Source organism: Stenotrophomonas sp. (genome assembly GCF_032099025.1).
Lineage (GTDB): Bacteria > Pseudomonadota > Gammaproteobacteria > Xanthomonadales > Xanthomonadaceae > Stenotrophomonas.
The window spans coordinates 219,228-235,582 of the sequence record NZ_DAMCID010000001.1 but is presented as its reverse complement, the minus strand read 5'-3'; the positions used below and the strand labels follow the sequence as shown (position 1 = coordinate 235,582).

The window sequence follows — 16,355 nt, the reverse complement described above, 5'->3', positions numbered from 1 at the left end:
GTTACTCTTCGCGGCGTATGCCGCCACGTTCCGGCGGCCGTTTCCACGGCCAGAATCCTTCCACCTCAAGCACCACCGACCAGCTCAGGAAGGTGCGGATGATGACCAGCAGCCCCAGCGAGAGAATCGCATTCAGGGTGCTGTCCAGCGCCACCGTGCGGACGATGTCGGCCGCCACCAGGATCTCCAGACCGAGCAGCAGGGCGCGCCCCAGCCGCCGCCGGTAGCGTTCGTAGCTGTCGGCACGGTCCTGGTGATGTACCGCCAGCGCCACGACGTAGACCGCAGTGGACACGAGGATCGTGGCCACGATCAGAGCGATCGCCAGCAGTTCGATGCCCAGGGCCGACCATTCGACCCATTGGATGGCGGAGGCTTGGCTGGGCATGACGCGGGTCCCACGAGCGCTGCTCGGGCAGCAGTAAGAACAGGGTGGTGGCGTGCTGTCGGCGCAGCCAGCGTTGAACTACTCACCCCGACTCAGTAAATCTACGTGACCGCGCTTGAAGGGGTCTTCGCGCGCACTGCACCGGGTCTCCACCCTGATTGGACGTGCAATGGCGCACGGTGGGCGCAATCGCCCCAGCCGGAACTGCCATGAGCGAGTCTGTTGCACCCCCACGCCCACGCGTGCTCTACCCGCTCAGCCTGGGCATCAATGGCGTCGATCACGCATTGCAGGTGGAATCCACGGTCAGCCTGCTCGACCTGCTGCGTGAACGCCTTCAGCTGACGGGTACCAAGAAGGGCTGCGATCACGGCCAATGCGGTGCCTGCACGGTGCTGGTGGACGGGCGGCGCATCAACAGCTGCCTCACCTTGGCGGTCATGCAGGACGGTGCGCAGGTGCAGACCATCGAGGGATTCGCGGACGGCGATGCCCTGCATCCCCTGCAACAGGCCTTCATCGCCTGCGACGCATTGCAGTGCGGCTACTGCACGCCGGGACAGATCTGTTCGGCACAGGGCCTGATCAACGAGGGCAAGGCCTGCAGCCGCGACCAGGTACGCGAGCTGATGAGCGGCAACGTGTGCCGCTGCGGCGCCTATCCCCAGATCACCGACGCGGTGATGTCCGTGCTGGCCACCGACCACGACCTGCGCGGCGATGCCGCCACCGATGATTGGGTGCCAGGCACGGTGCCCGCATGATTCCCGCCACCTACCAGCGCCCGGACGCCATTGCCCACGCGCTGCAGGCACTTGCCGGCGCCACGGGCAGCAACGCCACCCGCCCCATCGCAGGCGGCACCAACCTGCTGGACCTGATGAAGCTGCAGCTGATGACGCCCACTGCCTTGGTGGACGTCAGCCGGCTGCCACTGGACGCGATCGAGGTGCGTGAGGACGGCGGGTTGCGCCTGGGCGCGACCGCGCGTAATGCCGATACCGCCTGGCACCCCCGCGTGGAACGGGACTATCCGCTGCTCTCGGCGGCCATGCTGGCGGCCGCCTCGCCGCAGATCCGCAACATGGCGACCAACGGCGGCAACCTGATGCAGCGCACGCGCTGCACGTATTTCTACGACCGTGCCACGCCGTGCAACAAGCGCGAACCGGGCAGCGGCTGCTCGGCCATTGGCGGCCTCACCCGCCACCACGCCATCCTGGGCGCCAGCGAGCACTGCATCGCCACGCATCCGTCCGACATGTGCGTGGCGCTGGCCGCGCTGGACGCGGTGGTGCACGTGGCCAGTGTGCGCGGCGAACGCGCGATTCCGTTGGCGGACTTCCATCGCCTGCCAGGCGACGCGCCGGAGGTGGATACGACGCTGGCGGCCGATGAACTGATCCTGCGGATCGAACTGCCGCCTGCCACGCACTTTGCCGCGCACAGCGCGTACCTCAAGGTGCGCGAGCGTCTGTCCTACGCCTTCGCGCTGGTGTCGGTCGCCGCCGCGCTGGACATCGGGCCGGACGGGGTCATCCGCGCTGCCCGTCTGGCGCTGGGCAGCGTGGCGCACAAACCCTGGCGACGCCCCGCTGCCGAAGCGCTGCTGGTGGGCGCACGCCCGGGGGCGGTGGCATTCGAAGCGGCCGCGGACGCGCTGCTGCAGGGTGCCGTCCCGCAGGGAGAGAACGCCTTCAAGATCCCCCTGGCCCGGCGCACGCTGATCCGCGCGCTTGAGGTGGCAACGCAAGGCACCGTGGACAACCAGGGCAGCACGCGCCCGCATCCGGAGACGCTGGCATGAACCTTCCCACGGCCCTGCAGCCGCCCGTCGCTCCGGCCGGTACCGGGCACGTCCCGACCGGCACCGGCACCCCGCGCATTGATGGCCATGCCAAGGTCACCGGCCAGGCCCGCTATGCCGCCGAATGGCCGGCGCCGGACCTGGCCTATGGCGTGGCCGTCAACAGCACGATCGGCAAGGGTCGCATCCTCGGCTTCAGCCTGGAGGCGGCGCATGCGGTGCCCGGCGTGCTGCGCATCATCACCCATCTCAACCGACCGCACATGCGCCGCGCCGGTCTGTTCTACAAGGACATGACGGCACCGGCCGGCAGTCCGTTCCGGCCCCTGTACGACGACACCGTGCTGTACAGCGGCCAGCCGGTGGCGCTGGTGCTGGCCGAGACCTTCGAGGCCGCGCGCGAGGCGGCCGGGCGCGTCGAGGTCCACTATGCAGTGGAGGAACACGACACGAATCTGCTGGCGGCGATGGCGCGCGCCCGCCCACCGAAGAAGATGAAGGCCGGCTTTTCATCCCCTCCCAAGGACAAAGGACATCCTGAGCAGGCCTTCGCGCAGGCCCCCGTCCAGATCACGGCCGACTTCCACCATGGCGTCGAGCATCACAACCCGATGGAGCTGTTCGCCAGCACGGTGATCCGGGGCGAGGATGGCCATCTCACCATTTATGACAAGACCCAGGGCTCGCAAAACAGCCGCTGGTACGTCTCGCATGTGTTCGGCCTGCCCAAGCGCAGGGTCACGGTGCGCAACCCCTACGTCGGCGGCGCATTCGGCGCGGGCCTGCGCCCGCAGTACCAGTTGCCGCTGGCCGTGATGGGCACGCTGGCACTCGATCGCTCGGTCCGGGTGGTGATGACACGGCAGCAGATGTTCACCTTCGGCCACCGCGCCGAGACCGCGCAGCGGGTGAAGCTGGCCGCCGACGCCGACGGCACCCTGCGTGCGATCTGGCACGAGGCGGTGGCCGAAACATCGCGCATCGAGGACTACGTGGAAGTGGTGGTCAACTGGAGCGGGCAGCTGTACACCTGCGACAACGTCCACCTGGGCTACAAGGTGGTGGACCTGGACCAGTACACCCCCATCGACATGCGTGCCCCGGGCGCCGCGCACGGCGTGCACGCGCTGGAAGTGGCCATGGACGAGCTGGCCGCCGAGCTCGGCATGGATCCGCTCGCGTTGCGGCTGAAGAACTACGCCGAGGTCAATCCCGCCGATGGCAAGCCCTACTCGAGCAAGGCGCTGCGCGACTGCTACGCGCAGGGTGCCGAGCGCTTCGGCTGGGCCCGCCGCCCGCTGCAGCCGCGGGCGCGTCGCGAAGGTACCGAATGGGTGGGCTGGGGCATGGCCACCGGGCAGTGGGACGCCATGCAGATGTTCGCCCGGGCGCGGGCCGTGCTGCATGCCGACGGTCGGCTGGTGGTGAGCAGCGCCGCCAGCGATATCGGCACCGGCACCTATACCGTGATGAGCATGATCGCGGCCGAGGCGCTGGGCCTGCCGCTGGAACAGGTGAGCTTCCAGCTCGGCGATTCCACCCTGCCGGTGGCCCCGATCGAAGGCGGCTCGTCGCATGTGAGCACCGTCGGGTCGGCGGTGGACGGCGCCTGCACCAAGCTGCGGCGTCGCCTGCTGGCGCTGGCCCGCCTCGCGCCCGGCACCGCGTTCTCGCGGGCGCGGCTGGAGGACGTAGTCTTCCGTGATGGCACCCTCGCGCTGCGCGGCGATCCTGCCAGCGCGGTGGCCTTGACCACGCTGCTCGGCACGGCCGGGCACGACAGCGTCGAGGCCAGCTACCTGCTGCTGCCGAACGTGCTGGAGCAGCGCCGCTACACCCGCGCCACCCACAGCGCGGTGTTCGTCGAAGTACGCGTGGACGAGGAACTCGGCACGGTGCGGGTGATGCGGGTGGTCAGCGCGATCGCCGCCGGGCGCATCCTCAACCCGACCACCGCGCGCAGCCAGATCATCGGCGGCGTGGTGTGGGGCATCGGTGCGGCCCTGCATGAGCACACCGAAGCGGACCATCGTTTCGGTCGCTTCATGAACCGCGATCTGGCCCAGTACCACGTGTCCGTGAATGCCGACATCCATGACGTGGACGTGCTGTTCGTCGAGGAAGACGACCGGGTGGTCAGCAGCCTGGGCGCGAAAGGCGTCGGCGAGATCGGCCTGGTGGGCGTCTCGGCGGCGATCAGCAATGCGATCTTCCATGCCACCGGCAAGCGCGTCCGCAGTACGCCGATCACACCGGACAAGGTGATGCGCGACGCGTCGTGAAATGACGATCACATCCAGATCGCCAGACTGTCGTATCTGAAGCCTCCAGCCCGCACGCCCACCGCGCACCCGCGCGGTGGGAGGCCAGCCCCACTCAGATCGAGTCTTGCCGTGCCCGTGATGTTCCCTCGCCTGCCGTCGTTTTCCCCGCAGCTGCGCGCCTGCAACGGCGCCCCGAAAAGGGGTGTGCGATGCGGCCGCTGATCAGCGTCGATGCGGCGGCGGCGGCGATCCAGGCCACGACGGTGGCCGCTGCCACCGAGCAGGTGGCCCTGCACGACGCGGTCGGGCGCGTCCTCGCGCAACCCGTGCTGGCCGAAGGTCCCCAGCCGCCGTTCGACCGGGTGATGATGGATGGCGTGGCCATGCAGTGGCAGCCGGTAATGCCCGCCCTGCTGCGGGTGGCCGGGATGCAGATGGCCGGCATGCAGGGCGGCGCGCTCACCGACCCGGACACCTGCATCGAGATCGCCACCGGCGCCGTACTGCCCGACGGCTGCGACTGCATCCTTCCCATCGAACAGCTGCGCCGTACGCCGGACGGCTACGCGCTGAAGGAAACAGCGACGCCTGCCCCGGGCCAGTTCATCCACCGCCGCGGCAGCGACTGCGCCGCCGGCAGCCCGGTACTGGCGCCGGGCGTACGCATCGGTGCGCCGCAGATGGCCTTGCTGGCGGCCAATGGCGTAGCCCACGTAACGGTGGCGCGGCGACCGGCCGTGGCCGTTGTCGCCACCGGCGATGAGCTGGTGGACGTGGGCGCAACGCTGCCGCCGGGGCGCATCCGCCGCTCCAACGACCTGGCGCTGATGGCGGCACTGCAGACGGCCGGACTGGGCCAGGCCAGCCTGCACCACCTGGCCGACGAGCCGACCGTGCTCGCGGCGGCGCTCGCGGCGCTGCTGGCGTCGCACGACACGCTGGTGCTGTCCGGGGGCGTCTCGATGGGCCAACGCGATTACCTGCCCGATGCACTCCAGGCACTGGGGGTGCGCTGCCAGTTCCACGGCATCGCGCAGCGTCCGGGCAAGCCGATGTGGTTTGGCGTCGGGCCGGCGGGCCAGCGTGTCTTCGCGCTGCCCGGCAATCCGGTGTCGTCGCTGGTCTGCCTGGTCCGCTACGTGCGGCCCGCGCTGCTGGCGGGCATGGGCCTCGCGCCCGAGCCGCCGGAGCAGCTGCCACTGGCCAGCGCCCTGCCCGCCTTCCCGCTCGCGCAGTTCATACCGGTGCGACTGGGCCGTGACGCGCAGGGCAACGCCGTTGCGGAACCGGTCGGGTCACGCAACTCCGGCGATTTCACCGCCCTGGCCGGCACCGCCGGCGTGGTCGAACTGGCCGCCGGCGCCGGTGCCGACGCGGGGCAGCGCCTGCCGCTGCATCGGTGGTGACATGAACGCACCGACGCCCGTGCTGGACCGCCGCGGCCGACCGCTGCGCGACCTGCGCATTTCGGTCATGGACCGCTGCAACTTCCGCTGCACGTACTGCATGCCCGCCGCCACCTACGGTGACGACTACGCGTTCCTCAGCAATGCCCAGCGGCTGGACTTCGACGAGATCGAACGGGTCTGCCGCCAGGCCGCGCCGCTGGGGGTGAGCAAGCTGCGCCTGACCGGTGGAGAGCCGCTGCTGCGCCACGGCCTGCCGGACCTGGTACGGCGGCTGCGTGCCATCGATGGCATCGACGACATCGCGCTGACCACCAACGGCGTGCTGCTGGACCGCCAGGCCAGCGCGCTGGCCGACGCCGGGCTGGACCGCGTCACGGTCAGCCTGGACACGCTCGACCCCGCCTTGTTCCGCACGCTCAGTGGTGGCCGCGGCGAGGTCGACGCGGTGCTGCGCGGCATCGAGGTGGCCCGCCACGCCGGCTTCCGCGACGGGGTCAAGGTGAACGCGGTGGTGCAGCGCGACCTCAACGATGCCGGTGCGCTGGACCTGGTCGACCACTTCCGCGGCACCGGCGTGGTGCTGCGCTTCATCGAATTCATGGACGTGGGCAACCGCAATGCCTGGTCCGCCGGCGCGGTGGTGCCTTCCGCCGAACTGCAGGCGCGCATTCACGCACGCTGGCCACTGATGGCCCTGCCGCCGCGCCACCCGGGCGAGGTGGCCACGCGTTACCGCTTCCTGGATGGCGGCGGTGAGCTCGGGCTGATCTCCTCGATTTCCAAGCCGTTCTGCGGCGACTGCACGCGCGCGCGCCTGTCCTCGGAAGGGCTGCTGTACACGTGCCTGTTCGCCACCCAGGGCACCGACCTGCGCGGGCTGCTGCGCGCCGGCCAGGATGACACCGCCCTGCGTGCGGTCCTGGCCGGCGTGTGGTCCGCGCGCAACGACCGCTACAGCGAACTGCGCGGCAGACCGGCCACCCCGCCGGGCCGCCGCATCGAAATGCACTACATAGGTGGATGATGGAACCCAACCCCTCCCTGCTCTCGCACCTGGATGCCGACGCCCGGCCACGCATGGTGGACGTGGGCGGCAAGACCGCCAGCGACCGCGTCGCCCACGCACAGGCCCGCGTTCGTTTTCCGCCCGAGGTGGCGGCCCAGCTGCGCGAGGCCGGGTTCGTGCTGCCGAAGGGCGCGGTGCTGACAGTGGCGCACATTGCCGGAGTGATGGGCGCCAAGGCCACGTCCCAGCTCATTCCGCTGTGCCATCCGCTGGCCCTGCAGCGATGCGACATCGCCATCGCGATGGACGGCGACAGCGCCGTCATCGACTGCACCGTGGCCTGCCACGGCGTCACCGGGGTGGAGATGGAGGCATTGACCGGTGCCAGCGTCGCGGCGCTGACGCTCTACGACATGTGCAAGGCACTCTCGCACGCCATCGTGATCGAGCAGGTGCGGCTGGTGTCCAAGCGCGGTGGCAAATCCGACCTGGCGCTGCCGGCATGAGTGCACCGCTCTCTGCCCTGCTGCTCAGTGGCGGCGCCAGCCGGCGCATGCAGGCCGACAAGGCGCTGCTGGACTACGGCGGCCGGCCGCAGCTGCTGCGCGCGTGGGAACTGTTGCAGCGCGTCGGCGTTGCCCACGCGCATGTGTCGATCAATCCCGGCCAGCAGGGCGACGCACTGCGTGCCGGCCTGCCTACCCTGGCCGATACGGTGCCCAGCGTAGGGCCGGTTGCGGGCATCGTGACCGCGCAGCAGGCGTTCCCCGCCCACGCATGGCTGGTGCTCGCCTGCGACCTGCCGCTGCTGGACGCAGCCACGCTGCAGTCGCTTCTCGACGCGCGCGATCCGGATCGGGATGCCACGGCCTTCAGCAGCCGCCATGACGGCCTGCCCGAACCCCTCTGTGCCATCTGGGAACCCAGCGCCGCCCCCCTGCTTCGGCAGCGGCTGGCGTCCGGCCACCATTGCCCGCGCAAGGCGCTGCTGCAGTTGCAGATCCACACACTGCCCGCGCCGGGCAACACCCTGGACAACGTCAACACCCCGGACGAGCTGCTGAGAGCACGCCGGCAACTGGAGCTGCGCTGATGCCCCACATCGAACTGGCCTATTTCGCATTGCTGCGCGAACAGGCCCACACCGATTCCGAACGCCTCGATACCGATGCAACGTCGCTGAGCGCGCTGTACGGGCAATTGCAGGACCGGCACGGTTTCACCCTGCCCGCCTCCGTGCTCAGGGTGGCGGTGAACGACCGCTTCTGCAGCTGGGACCAGCCCCTGCACGACGGGGACAGCGTGGTGTTCATTCCACCGGTCAACGGCGGATGAGCGGGTTCTCGGTGAGCGCGGTCGCCCTGGACGTACCGGCGCTGCGGGCGGCGCTGCAGAATCCTGCCCACGGCGGCTTCTGCGCCTTCGAAGGCTGGGTGCGCAACCGCAACGACGGCCGCCAGGTGGACGGCCTGGAGTATGAGGTCTACACCACGCTGGCGGAGGTCGAAGGCGCCGCGATCCTGGCCGAAGCGCGCGCGCGGTTTGGCGACATCGACGCGGTCGGTGTGCACCGCAGCGGCACGCTCGCGGTGGGTGAACTGGCCGTCTGGGTCGGTGTGTCGTCTCCGCATCGCGATGCCGCGTTTGGCGCGTGCCGCTACATCATCGATGCCTTCAAGCACCGGTTGCCGGTGTGGAAGAAGGAACGCTACGTGGAGGGCGATTCGGAATGGGTGGTCTGCTCGCATGGCAGCGCCCCCCATTCACATGACCGCGCCGATGCGCGGTAACCCGCCCATGCCCCACCCGCTTCACCGTGCGCCGACCGCGCCTCGGCCATCCTGTTTCTCTCGGCACGCCGTTGGCGCTGCCGTTCCTGATCCCGTGAGTCCTGATCCCGTGAGCCAGGCCTTTGCAGCCAACGAGGAGCAAGCCGATGAGTACCCCTCCGCACCTTTCCCTTTCACGACGCGACCTGCTCAAGCTCGGCGCCGGCTCGGCCACCAGCATGGTGCTGCCTGCCGTGGTCGCTGACGCACAGGGCAACCCGGCCGGTGCGCGCGCCCCGGTCCTCGCGGACGTGGCGTTCCAGGTCAATGGCAAGGCGCGTACGCTGCAGCTCGACACGCGGGTGACCCTGCTCGACGCGCTGCGCGAGCACCTGCACCTCACCGGCACCAAGAAGGGCTGCGACCACGGTCAGTGCGGTGCGTGCACGGTGCTGGTGGATGGCCGCCGCATCAACGCCTGCCTCACCCTGGCGGTGATGCACCAGGGCGCGAAGATCACCACCATCGAGGGCCTCGGGTCGCCGGACGCGCTGCACCCGATGCAGGCCGCGTTCGTCAAGCACGACGGCTACCAGTGCGGCTACTGCACGCCCGGGCAGATCTGTTCGGCGGTGGCGGTACTGCAGGAGGTCCGCGACAACATCCCCAGCCATGTGACCGGCGACCTCGACCAACGCGCGACGCTCTCCGTCGAGGAGATCCGCGAACGCATGAGCGGCAATCTGTGTCGCTGTGGCGCCTACTCCAACATCGTGGACGCGATTGAAGACGTGGGGGGAACGCGCGCATGAGAGCCTTCACCTACGAACGCGCCACCAGCCCCGCCCAGGCTGCCGCCGCCGCCGCCCGCACGCAGGGCGCACGCTTCATTGCCGGCGGCACCAACCTGCTTGACCTGATGAAGCTGGAGATCGAGACGCCGGCACACCTCATCGATGTCAACGGGCTGTCGCTGGACACCATCGAGGCCACCGACGCCGGGGGCCTGCGCATTGGCGCGCTGGTCCGCAACACCGACCTGGCGGCGGACCGGCGCATTCGCCGCGACTACGCACTGCTTACCCGTGCGCTGGTGGCCGGTGCGTCCGGCCAGCTGCGCAACAAGGCCACCACGGCCGGCAACCTGCTGCAGCGCACCCGCTGCCCGTACTTCTACGACACCGCGCAGCCCTGCAACAAGCGGCTGCCAGGCAGCGGCTGTGGGGCCATCGGTGGCGTCAGCCGGCAGCTGGCGGTGGTCGCGACCAGCCCGGCATGCATCGCCACGCACCCCAGCGACATGGCGGTGGCGATGATGGCACTGGATGCGGTGGTGGAAACCATCCGGCCGGACGGCAGTGGCCGCCGCATCCCGCTGAACGAGCTGTACCGCGCGCCGGGGACCACGCCGCACATTGAAACCGTGCTGGACAAGGGCGAACTGATCGCCGCCGCCCACCTGCCCGCGCCGCTGGGCGGCACCCACATCTACCGCAAGGTGCGCGACCGCGCGTCGTATGCGTTCGCGCTGGTGTCGGTGGCGGCGGTCGTGCAGCGCGACGGCAGCGGCCGGGTCGCACTGGGCGGCGTGGCGTACAAACCGTGGCGCACGCCGGAGGCCGATGCGCTGCTGCCCCAGGGTGCCGCGGCCGTGATGGCCAAGCTGCTGGAAGGCGCCGCACCCTCGTCGCAGAACGCCTTCAAGGTGCAGCTGGCCGAACGCACGCTCGCCGCCGTCCTCCAGGAAGCGAAGGGGTAAGCCATGAAATTCGACACACCCGCCGGCACCAACCCCATCGACCAGCTGAAGGTGGTGGGCCAGCCACTGGACCGCATCGACGGTCCACTCAAGACCACCGGCCATGCGCCCTATGCGTATGAGCGCCACGATGCCATCGCCGCACCCGCGTATGGGTATGTGGTGACCGCCGGCATTGCCAAGGGCCGGGTCACCGCGATGGAGCTCGATGCCGCGCGCCGCTCACCGGGCGTGCTGGCGATCGTCACCGCCGACAACGCCGGTCCGCTGCAGACGTCCAAACGCAACACCGCCGCCCTGCTCGGTGGGCCCGAGATCGCCCACTACCACCAGGCGCTGGCGCTGGTGGTGGCCGAGACCTTCGAACAGGCACGCGCTGCAGCCGGGCTGGTCAAGCTGCACTACGCCACGCAGAAAGGCGCCTACGATCTGGCGGCGGCGAAGAAGGCAGGCACCCATTTCCAGAAGACCGACCCCGACGCGCGGGTGGGTGATTTCGAGAAGGCGTTCGGCAACGCGCCCGTCACCCTGGATGCGACCTACCACACGCCCGACCAGTCGCACGCCATGATGGAGCCGCACGCCACGCTCGCCGCGTGGGAAGGCGAAAAGCTCACGGTGTGGACCTCCAACCAGATGATCGACTGGGGCAGGACCGACCTGGCCAAGACCCTGGGCCTGCCCAAGGACAACGTACGGCTGATCTCGCCGTTTATCGGCGGCGGGTTCGGCGGCAAGCTGTTCGTGCGCTCGGACGTGGTGCTGGCCGCGCTCGGCGCGCGCGCCGCCAAACGCCCGGTCAAGGTCGCGCTGTCGCGCCCACAGATCGCCAACAACACCACCCACCGTCCCGCCACGCTGCAGCGCATCCGCCTGGGCGCCACGGCCGAAGGCACCCTCACGGCCATCGGGCATGAGTCCTGGTCGGGCAACCTGCCCGGCGGTTCGCCCGAGGAAGCCGTGCAGCAGACCAAGCTGCTCTATGCCGGCGCCAACCGCCTGGCCGGCCTGCGCCTGGCGCACCTGGACCTGCCCGAGGGCAATGCCATGCGCGCACCCGGCGAGACGCCGGGGTTGATGGCGCTGGAGATCGCGATGGATGAAATGGCCGACAAGCTCGGCCTGGACCCGATCGAATTCCGCATCCGCAATGACACCCAGGTCGACCCGGCCAACCCGCAGCGGCCCTTCTCCAAGCGCCAGCTGGTGCAGTGCCTGCGCACCGGTGCCGAACGCTTCGGCTGGGACAGGCGCAACGCGCGCCCGGGCATGCAGCGCGACGGACGCTGGCTGGTCGGCATGGGCGTGGCGGCGGGCTTCCGCAACAACCTGGTGATGACGTCCGGCGCGCGCGTGCGGCTCGACGCCAAGGGCCAGGTGACGGTAGAGACCGACATGACCGACATCGGCACCGGCAGCTACACCATCCTCGGGCAGACCGCGGGGGAGATGCTCGGCGTGCCGCTGCAGCAGGTCACGGTGAAGCTCGGCGATTCCAGCTTCCCTGCGTCGGCCGGTTCCGGTGGGCAATGGGGTGCGAACAGTTCAACGGCGGGCGTGTTCGCCGCCTGCACCAAGCTGCGCGACGCGGTGGCGGCCAGGCTCGGGGTCGACCCGGCCACGGCCACGTTCGCCAACGGCACGGTCAGCGACGCGGGCAGGACCTTCGCGCTGGGCACGGCGGCCGCGCAGGGCGACCTGGTGGTGGAAGACACCATCGAATTCGCCGAACTGGAAGAGAAATTCCAGCAGTCCACCTTCGCTGCCCACTTCGTCGAAGTCGGCGTGGACGTCGCCACCGGCGAAAGCCGGATCCGGCGCATGCTCGCGGTGTGCGCGGCGGGCCGCATCCTCAACCCGAAGACGGCACGCAGCCAGGTGATCGGTGCGATGACCATGGGGGTAGGCGCGGCATTGTCCGAAGAACTCGCGGTGGACACCCGGCTGGGCTTCTTCGTCAACCACGACCTGGCAGGTTACGAGGTGCCGGTGCACGCCGACATCCCGCACCAGGAGGTGGTGTTCCTGGACGAGACCGATCCCGTGTCCTCGCCGATGAAGGCCAAGGGGGTGGGCGAACTCGGGCTGTGCGGGGTCAGCGCGGCGGTGGCCAATGCGATCTACAACGCCACCGGCACCCGCGTCCGCGAATATCCCATCACGCTGGACAAGCTGTTGGCCGGGCTGCCTGCGCTGGGATGAGTGCAGGCCGGTCCATCGCTCCGCTGGACGTGGAGGACGGCAACCCCGCCCAGGTGCTGCGCGCGGCCGCGGACGCCCTGCGTGATGGGCGGCGCGCGGCGCTGGCCATCGTGCTGGAAACGGACGGCTCGACGTACACGCGCGCGGGCACCGTGGTGCTGTTCGCCGAGACCGGCCATGTGGGCTGGCTGAGCGGGGGGTGCCTGGAGCCGGAGCTTGAGCGCCGCGCGATGCAGGCCGTCGACGAGGGCGTGCTGACCTGGATGGAGATCGACACCCGCGAAGACGATGCACTGTTCGCCGGCAATGCGGTCGGGTGCCGTGGCCGCCAGCGCGTGGTGCTCGTGCCGCTGCCAGCGTTGGCCGCGCTGGCACCGCTGCTGTCGGCATGGTTGCAGGGGGATCACACACTCTCGCTGGCACTGCATGCGGAGGGACAGCTCGACTGGCGCTGTGGCGACGCACACCTCGCGGTTGCCCTGCCCAGCCTTCCCCTCGCGTGGGACGCCGACCGCACGCACTGGCAGCTTCAGTGGCGGCGCGCACCCCGCGTGCTGATCTTCGGCGCGGGCCCGGAGGCGGTGCCGTTGCTGCCCTTGCTGGCGGGGCTGGGCTGGCGCGTGGAGCTCCGCGAGCCGCGTGAGGCGTGGCGGCGCCGCGTGGTGGGCGTCGCGTCCCCCGACCCGCGGTCGGACGCTACCGGTGCCAACGCGGCGCACGCCGGCATGGAGCGCTTCGATGCGGCCCTGGTGATGCACCACAACTTCGAACTGGATCGGGAGGCGCTGGAGCATCTTGCCGCCTCGACCATGGCCTTCATCGGCCTGCTGGGTCCCGAGCGCCGTCGGGAGGACCTGTTCAAGCTGCTGCGCGCCGAGTTGCGCGAGACCCTGCTGCCGCGACTGCGGTCGCCGATCGGCCTGCCACTCGGCGGTCGCGGACCCGAGGCGATCGCACTGAGCATCGCGGCGCAGTTGCAGGCGTGGCGCCACGGCATCACGGCGGAGCACCCGTGAGCGACACCCGTGGCGCGCATGCCGTCGTGGTGCTCGCCGCCGGCGCGAGCACACGGCTGGGCCAGCCCAAGCAGCTGCTGCGGCGGGACGATGAAACGCTGCTTCATCGCGTGGTGCGCCTGGCCGAGGGCACCGCACCCACCGTCGTGGTGGTGGTGCTGCCGCCCGCCTCCGCCGTCTTCGCCGAGGCACTGGTGGGCCTGGACCACGCAACCGCGATCAATCCCGATCCCCGGCGCGGCATAGCAAGCAGCCTGCAGGCCGCCGCACCGTGGGTGCATGCTCAAGCACGCGTGCTGGTACTCGGCTGCGATCAACCCGCACTGGAGGCCGCGCATCTGCATGCCCTGCTGACCGCCGCGCGGCACGCCGCGTCCGGCTGCGCGGCGACCGCGCTGGAGGGCACGCTGGGCGTTCCTGCAGTGGTGCCCGGCCACTGGTTCGCGGATCCCGCTGCCGGTACGGCGGACAGCGGCTTCCGTGCGCGCCTGCGCGCCCTCGCCAAGGCGACCGTCGGTGTCGTGGAGGCGCCGGGCCTTGCGCTGGACATCGACACCCCCGACGACCTGCGCACAGCCCGCAGGCTGGGCCTGATCGACCCCTGAGCCACGCGCCTCAACCCGGCGCGGCGCCCACAGTGCGGCCGTCGCGCAGGTGCAGCACGGCGCCACCAAACACCTCCACATCGGCGGGGTCATGGGTGATCAACACCACCGGGATGCCCAGCGCGTGGAGCAGCCGCTCCAGTCCGAGGCGGGTCGCCTGGCGGCTGGCATGGTCGAGGGCAGCGAACGGCTCATCCAGCAGCAAGGCGCGCGGCTGCGCCACCAGTGCACGGGCCACGGCGGTGCGCTGGCGCTGGCCGCCCGAGATGTCGCGCGGGTACTGGTCGGCCACGTGACCAAGCTGGAGCTGGTCCAGCCACTGCTCGACCGCCGGCAGGCGTCCGCGCGCACGCGGATTGAACAGGCCCGTGGCCAACGGAAAGGCGATGTTCTGGCGCACGGTGAGGTGCGGAAACAGGGCGTAGTCCTGGAACACATACCCCAGCCGCCGCGCCTGCGGTGACAGGTTGATGCCCTGCGCGGCATCGAACAGCGGCGTGCCGTCCACGCGTATCCAGCCGCGGTCCGGGCGAAGCAGCCCGGCGATGGCCTTGAGGGTCAGGCTCTTGCCCGCGCCGGATTCGCCGAAGATCACCACGCGGCGCTGCGTGGTCTGCAGCGCAACGTCCAGATCGAAGCGCCGGCCCGGCGAGACGAGGTGGCGCTGGATGCACAGGTCGACGCTGCTCATCGGCGCGGACTCCCTTCGCGCGGACCGGCGGCGAAGTGACCGGCGAGCAGCAGCGCCGCCATGCAGATCACCGAGGTCACCACCACCAGGAACAGGGCGCGGTCGTCCTGCCCGGCCTGCACCGCTTCCCATACGGCGATGGACAGGGTCTGGGTCTTGCCGGGAATGCTGCCGGCCACCATCAAGGTGGCCCCGAACTCCCCCATCGACCGGGCGAACGCCAGCAGCACCCCGGGCAGGATGCCGCGCCACGCCAACGGCAGCGTCACCCTCAGGAACAGGCTCGACTCGCGCGCGCCCAGCACGCGGGCGGCCTGCTCCAGCTGCGTATCCACGCCTTCGAACGCCGCGCGTGCCGGCTTGAACACCAGGGGGAACGACACGATGGCCGCAGCCAGCACCGCGCCCTGCCAGGTGAAGATGAGCTGGATGCCCAGCGTACTGTCGAGCCAGTGGCCGATGGGCCCGTTGCGCCCGACCAGAACCAGCAGGTAATAGCCCAGCACCGTGGGGGGCATCACCATCGGCAGGGTGAGCAGCGTATCCAGCGTCTCGCGACCCGGAAAGCGCCAGCGGGCGAACGCCGCGCCCAGCCCCACGCCCACGAACAGGTTGATCAGCGTCGCGCAGCCGGCGACCTTCAGCGACAGCAGGACCGCCGTCCAGTCCATCCCCATCTAGGGCGTTTCCACTCCGCTGAAGCCGTACCGGCGCAGGATGGCCTGTGCCGCCGATGCGCGCACGTAGGTAATGAACGCGCTGGCCTCCGCCGCGTTGGCACTGCGCGCCACCGGTGCGATCGGATAGTCGATCGGCTGCGTCAGCGGCACACGGAACGCGGTGCGCACGCGTTGCTTCAGCGTGCTGGCATCGCTGCCGTAGACGAAACCGGCATCCACTTCGCCACGCGCGACGTAGTCCAGGGCCTGGCGCACGTTCTGGGTGGTGATCAACTTGGGCGACAGCGCCGTCCACAGCGTGGCCGCGTCCAGCGCCGACTTCGCATAGCGGCCGGCCGGCACCGTCTGCGGGTTGCCGATGGCAATCCGCTTCACGGTCGCGCCCGTGAGGTCCTGCATGTTCTTCGGCGGTGCCGACGCCGCAGGCGGCACCACCACGACCAGCGTGTTGCGGGCGAACACATGGCGCTGCGCAGGATCGATCAGCCCCGCCTTGGCCGCCTCGTCCATGGTGAACGCATCGGCCGAGGCGAACACGTCCACCGGCGCACCGTTGCGGATCTGCTGCAGCAACACCCCGGACGCGGCGGTGTTGAGGTGCACCGTGGTGCCGGGGTGTTCGCGTTCGTACGCCGTGGTGATCTCACCGAACGCATCCACCAGGCTCGCCGCCGCCGACACCGTCAGTTCCCCTGCGCGTGCGCTGCCCATGCCCAGCACCAGTGCCACGCCCATTGCCAGACTGATACCGCGCATGCA

17 protein-coding genes and 1 pseudogene are annotated in these 16,355 nt (G+C 70.1%); 14 read left to right on the top strand and 4 right to left on the bottom strand.

Annotated features, from left to right (window positions below):
* Position 1 precedes the first annotated feature (1 nt).
* The gene (locus RT456_RS01040; protein ID WP_313341323.1) at positions 2 to 388 is read right to left on the bottom strand and encodes a DUF1622 domain-containing protein; all 387 of its coding nucleotides are present in this window, start codon (positions 386 to 388) and stop codon (positions 2 to 4) included.
* A 248-nt stretch (positions 389 to 636) separates the two neighbouring features.
* Here RT456_RS01040 and RT456_RS01035 point away from each other — a divergent pair.
* From RT456_RS01035 to RT456_RS00970, 14 genes and pseudogenes are all read left to right on the top strand, one after another.
* Positions 637 to 1,152: pseudogene (locus RT456_RS01035) on the top strand ((2Fe-2S)-binding protein); the annotation flags it as partial.
* Complete coding sequence (locus tag RT456_RS01030; protein WP_313341320.1) at positions 1,125 to 2,195, top strand: xanthine dehydrogenase family protein subunit M; 1,071 nt, start codon at positions 1,125 to 1,127, stop codon at positions 2,193 to 2,195. The pseudogene RT456_RS01035 and the gene RT456_RS01030, both read left to right, overlap by 28 nt.
* Positions 2,192 to 4,477: a xanthine dehydrogenase family protein molybdopterin-binding subunit gene (locus RT456_RS01025; protein WP_313341317.1), complete on the top strand. Its 2,286-nt coding sequence runs from the start codon at positions 2,192 to 2,194 to the stop codon at positions 4,475 to 4,477. Before RT456_RS01030 ends, RT456_RS01025 begins: the two co-directional genes overlap by 4 nt.
* Positions 4,478 to 4,668: 191 nt before the next feature.
* Entirely contained in the window at positions 4,669 to 5,865 is a 1,197-nt protein-coding gene (locus RT456_RS01020; protein WP_313341314.1) for a molybdopterin molybdotransferase MoeA, read from the top strand.
* A 1-nt stretch (position 5,866) separates the two neighbouring features.
* Positions 5,867 to 6,892 (top strand): GTP 3',8-cyclase MoaA, encoded by a 1,026-nt coding sequence (gene moaA / locus RT456_RS01015; RefSeq protein ID WP_313341311.1) that lies wholly within the window; start codon positions 5,867 to 5,869, stop codon positions 6,890 to 6,892.
* On the top strand, positions 6,892 to 7,380 hold the full coding sequence (gene moaC, locus RT456_RS01010) for a cyclic pyranopterin monophosphate synthase MoaC (protein ID WP_313341308.1): 489 nt from the start codon (positions 6,892 to 6,894) through the stop codon (positions 7,378 to 7,380). The genes moaA and moaC overlap by 1 nt, the downstream gene beginning before the upstream one ends.
* The gene (locus tag RT456_RS01005) at positions 7,377 to 7,967 is read left to right on the top strand and encodes an NTP transferase domain-containing protein (protein ID WP_313341305.1); all 591 of its coding nucleotides are present in this window, start codon (positions 7,377 to 7,379) and stop codon (positions 7,965 to 7,967) included. The genes moaC and RT456_RS01005 overlap by 4 nt, the downstream gene beginning before the upstream one ends.
* Entirely contained in the window at positions 7,967 to 8,209 is a 243-nt protein-coding gene (locus RT456_RS01000) for a MoaD/ThiS family protein (protein WP_313341302.1), read from the top strand. The genes RT456_RS01005 and RT456_RS01000 overlap by 1 nt, the downstream gene beginning before the upstream one ends.
* Positions 8,206 to 8,664, top strand: a complete 459-nt coding sequence (locus tag RT456_RS00995) for a molybdenum cofactor biosynthesis protein MoaE (RefSeq protein ID WP_313341299.1) — start codon at positions 8,206 to 8,208, stop codon at positions 8,662 to 8,664. Before RT456_RS01000 ends, RT456_RS00995 begins: the two co-directional genes overlap by 4 nt.
* Positions 8,665 to 8,810: 146 nt before the next feature.
* Positions 8,811 to 9,455, top strand: coding sequence for an aldehyde dehydrogenase iron-sulfur subunit PaoA (gene paoA, locus RT456_RS00990; protein ID WP_313341296.1), 645 nt, complete (start codon positions 8,811 to 8,813; stop codon positions 9,453 to 9,455).
* Positions 9,452 to 10,402 carry a xanthine dehydrogenase family protein subunit M gene (locus RT456_RS00985; RefSeq protein ID WP_313341293.1) on the top strand — a complete coding sequence of 317 codons (951 nt, stop codon included), beginning with the start codon at positions 9,452 to 9,454 and terminating at the stop codon, positions 10,400 to 10,402. Before paoA ends, RT456_RS00985 begins: the two co-directional genes overlap by 4 nt.
* A gap of 3 nt (positions 10,403 to 10,405) precedes the next feature.
* Positions 10,406 to 12,604 (top strand): aldehyde oxidoreductase molybdenum-binding subunit PaoC, encoded by a 2,199-nt coding sequence (paoC, locus tag RT456_RS00980; protein ID WP_313341290.1) that lies wholly within the window; start codon positions 10,406 to 10,408, stop codon positions 12,602 to 12,604.
* Positions 12,601 to 13,620 (top strand): XdhC family protein, encoded by a 1,020-nt coding sequence (locus RT456_RS00975; protein WP_313341287.1) that lies wholly within the window; start codon positions 12,601 to 12,603, stop codon positions 13,618 to 13,620. Before paoC ends, RT456_RS00975 begins: the two co-directional genes overlap by 4 nt.
* Positions 13,617 to 14,225 carry a nucleotidyltransferase family protein gene (locus RT456_RS00970; RefSeq protein ID WP_313341284.1) on the top strand — a complete coding sequence of 203 codons (609 nt, stop codon included), beginning with the start codon at positions 13,617 to 13,619 and terminating at the stop codon, positions 14,223 to 14,225. The genes RT456_RS00975 and RT456_RS00970 overlap by 4 nt, the downstream gene beginning before the upstream one ends.
* A 10-nt stretch (positions 14,226 to 14,235) precedes the next feature.
* On the opposite strand, the gene RT456_RS00965 is transcribed toward RT456_RS00970, so the two are convergent.
* Genes RT456_RS00965 through modA form a run of 3 tightly spaced genes read right to left on the bottom strand, consistent with a single transcriptional unit; the run spans position 14,236 to position 16,352 of the window.
* The gene (locus RT456_RS00965) at positions 14,236 to 14,916 is read right to left on the bottom strand and encodes an ATP-binding cassette domain-containing protein (protein WP_313341281.1); all 681 of its coding nucleotides are present in this window, start codon (positions 14,914 to 14,916) and stop codon (positions 14,236 to 14,238) included.
* Positions 14,913 to 15,593, bottom strand: a complete 681-nt coding sequence (gene modB, locus RT456_RS00960; protein ID WP_313341278.1) for a molybdate ABC transporter permease subunit — start codon at positions 15,591 to 15,593, stop codon at positions 14,913 to 14,915. The genes RT456_RS00965 and modB overlap by 4 nt, the downstream gene beginning before the upstream one ends.
* Positions 15,594 to 16,352, bottom strand: a complete 759-nt coding sequence (modA, locus tag RT456_RS00955; protein WP_313341275.1) for a molybdate ABC transporter substrate-binding protein — start codon at positions 16,350 to 16,352, stop codon at positions 15,594 to 15,596.
* Between the last annotated feature and the right edge of the window lie 3 nt (positions 16,353 to 16,355).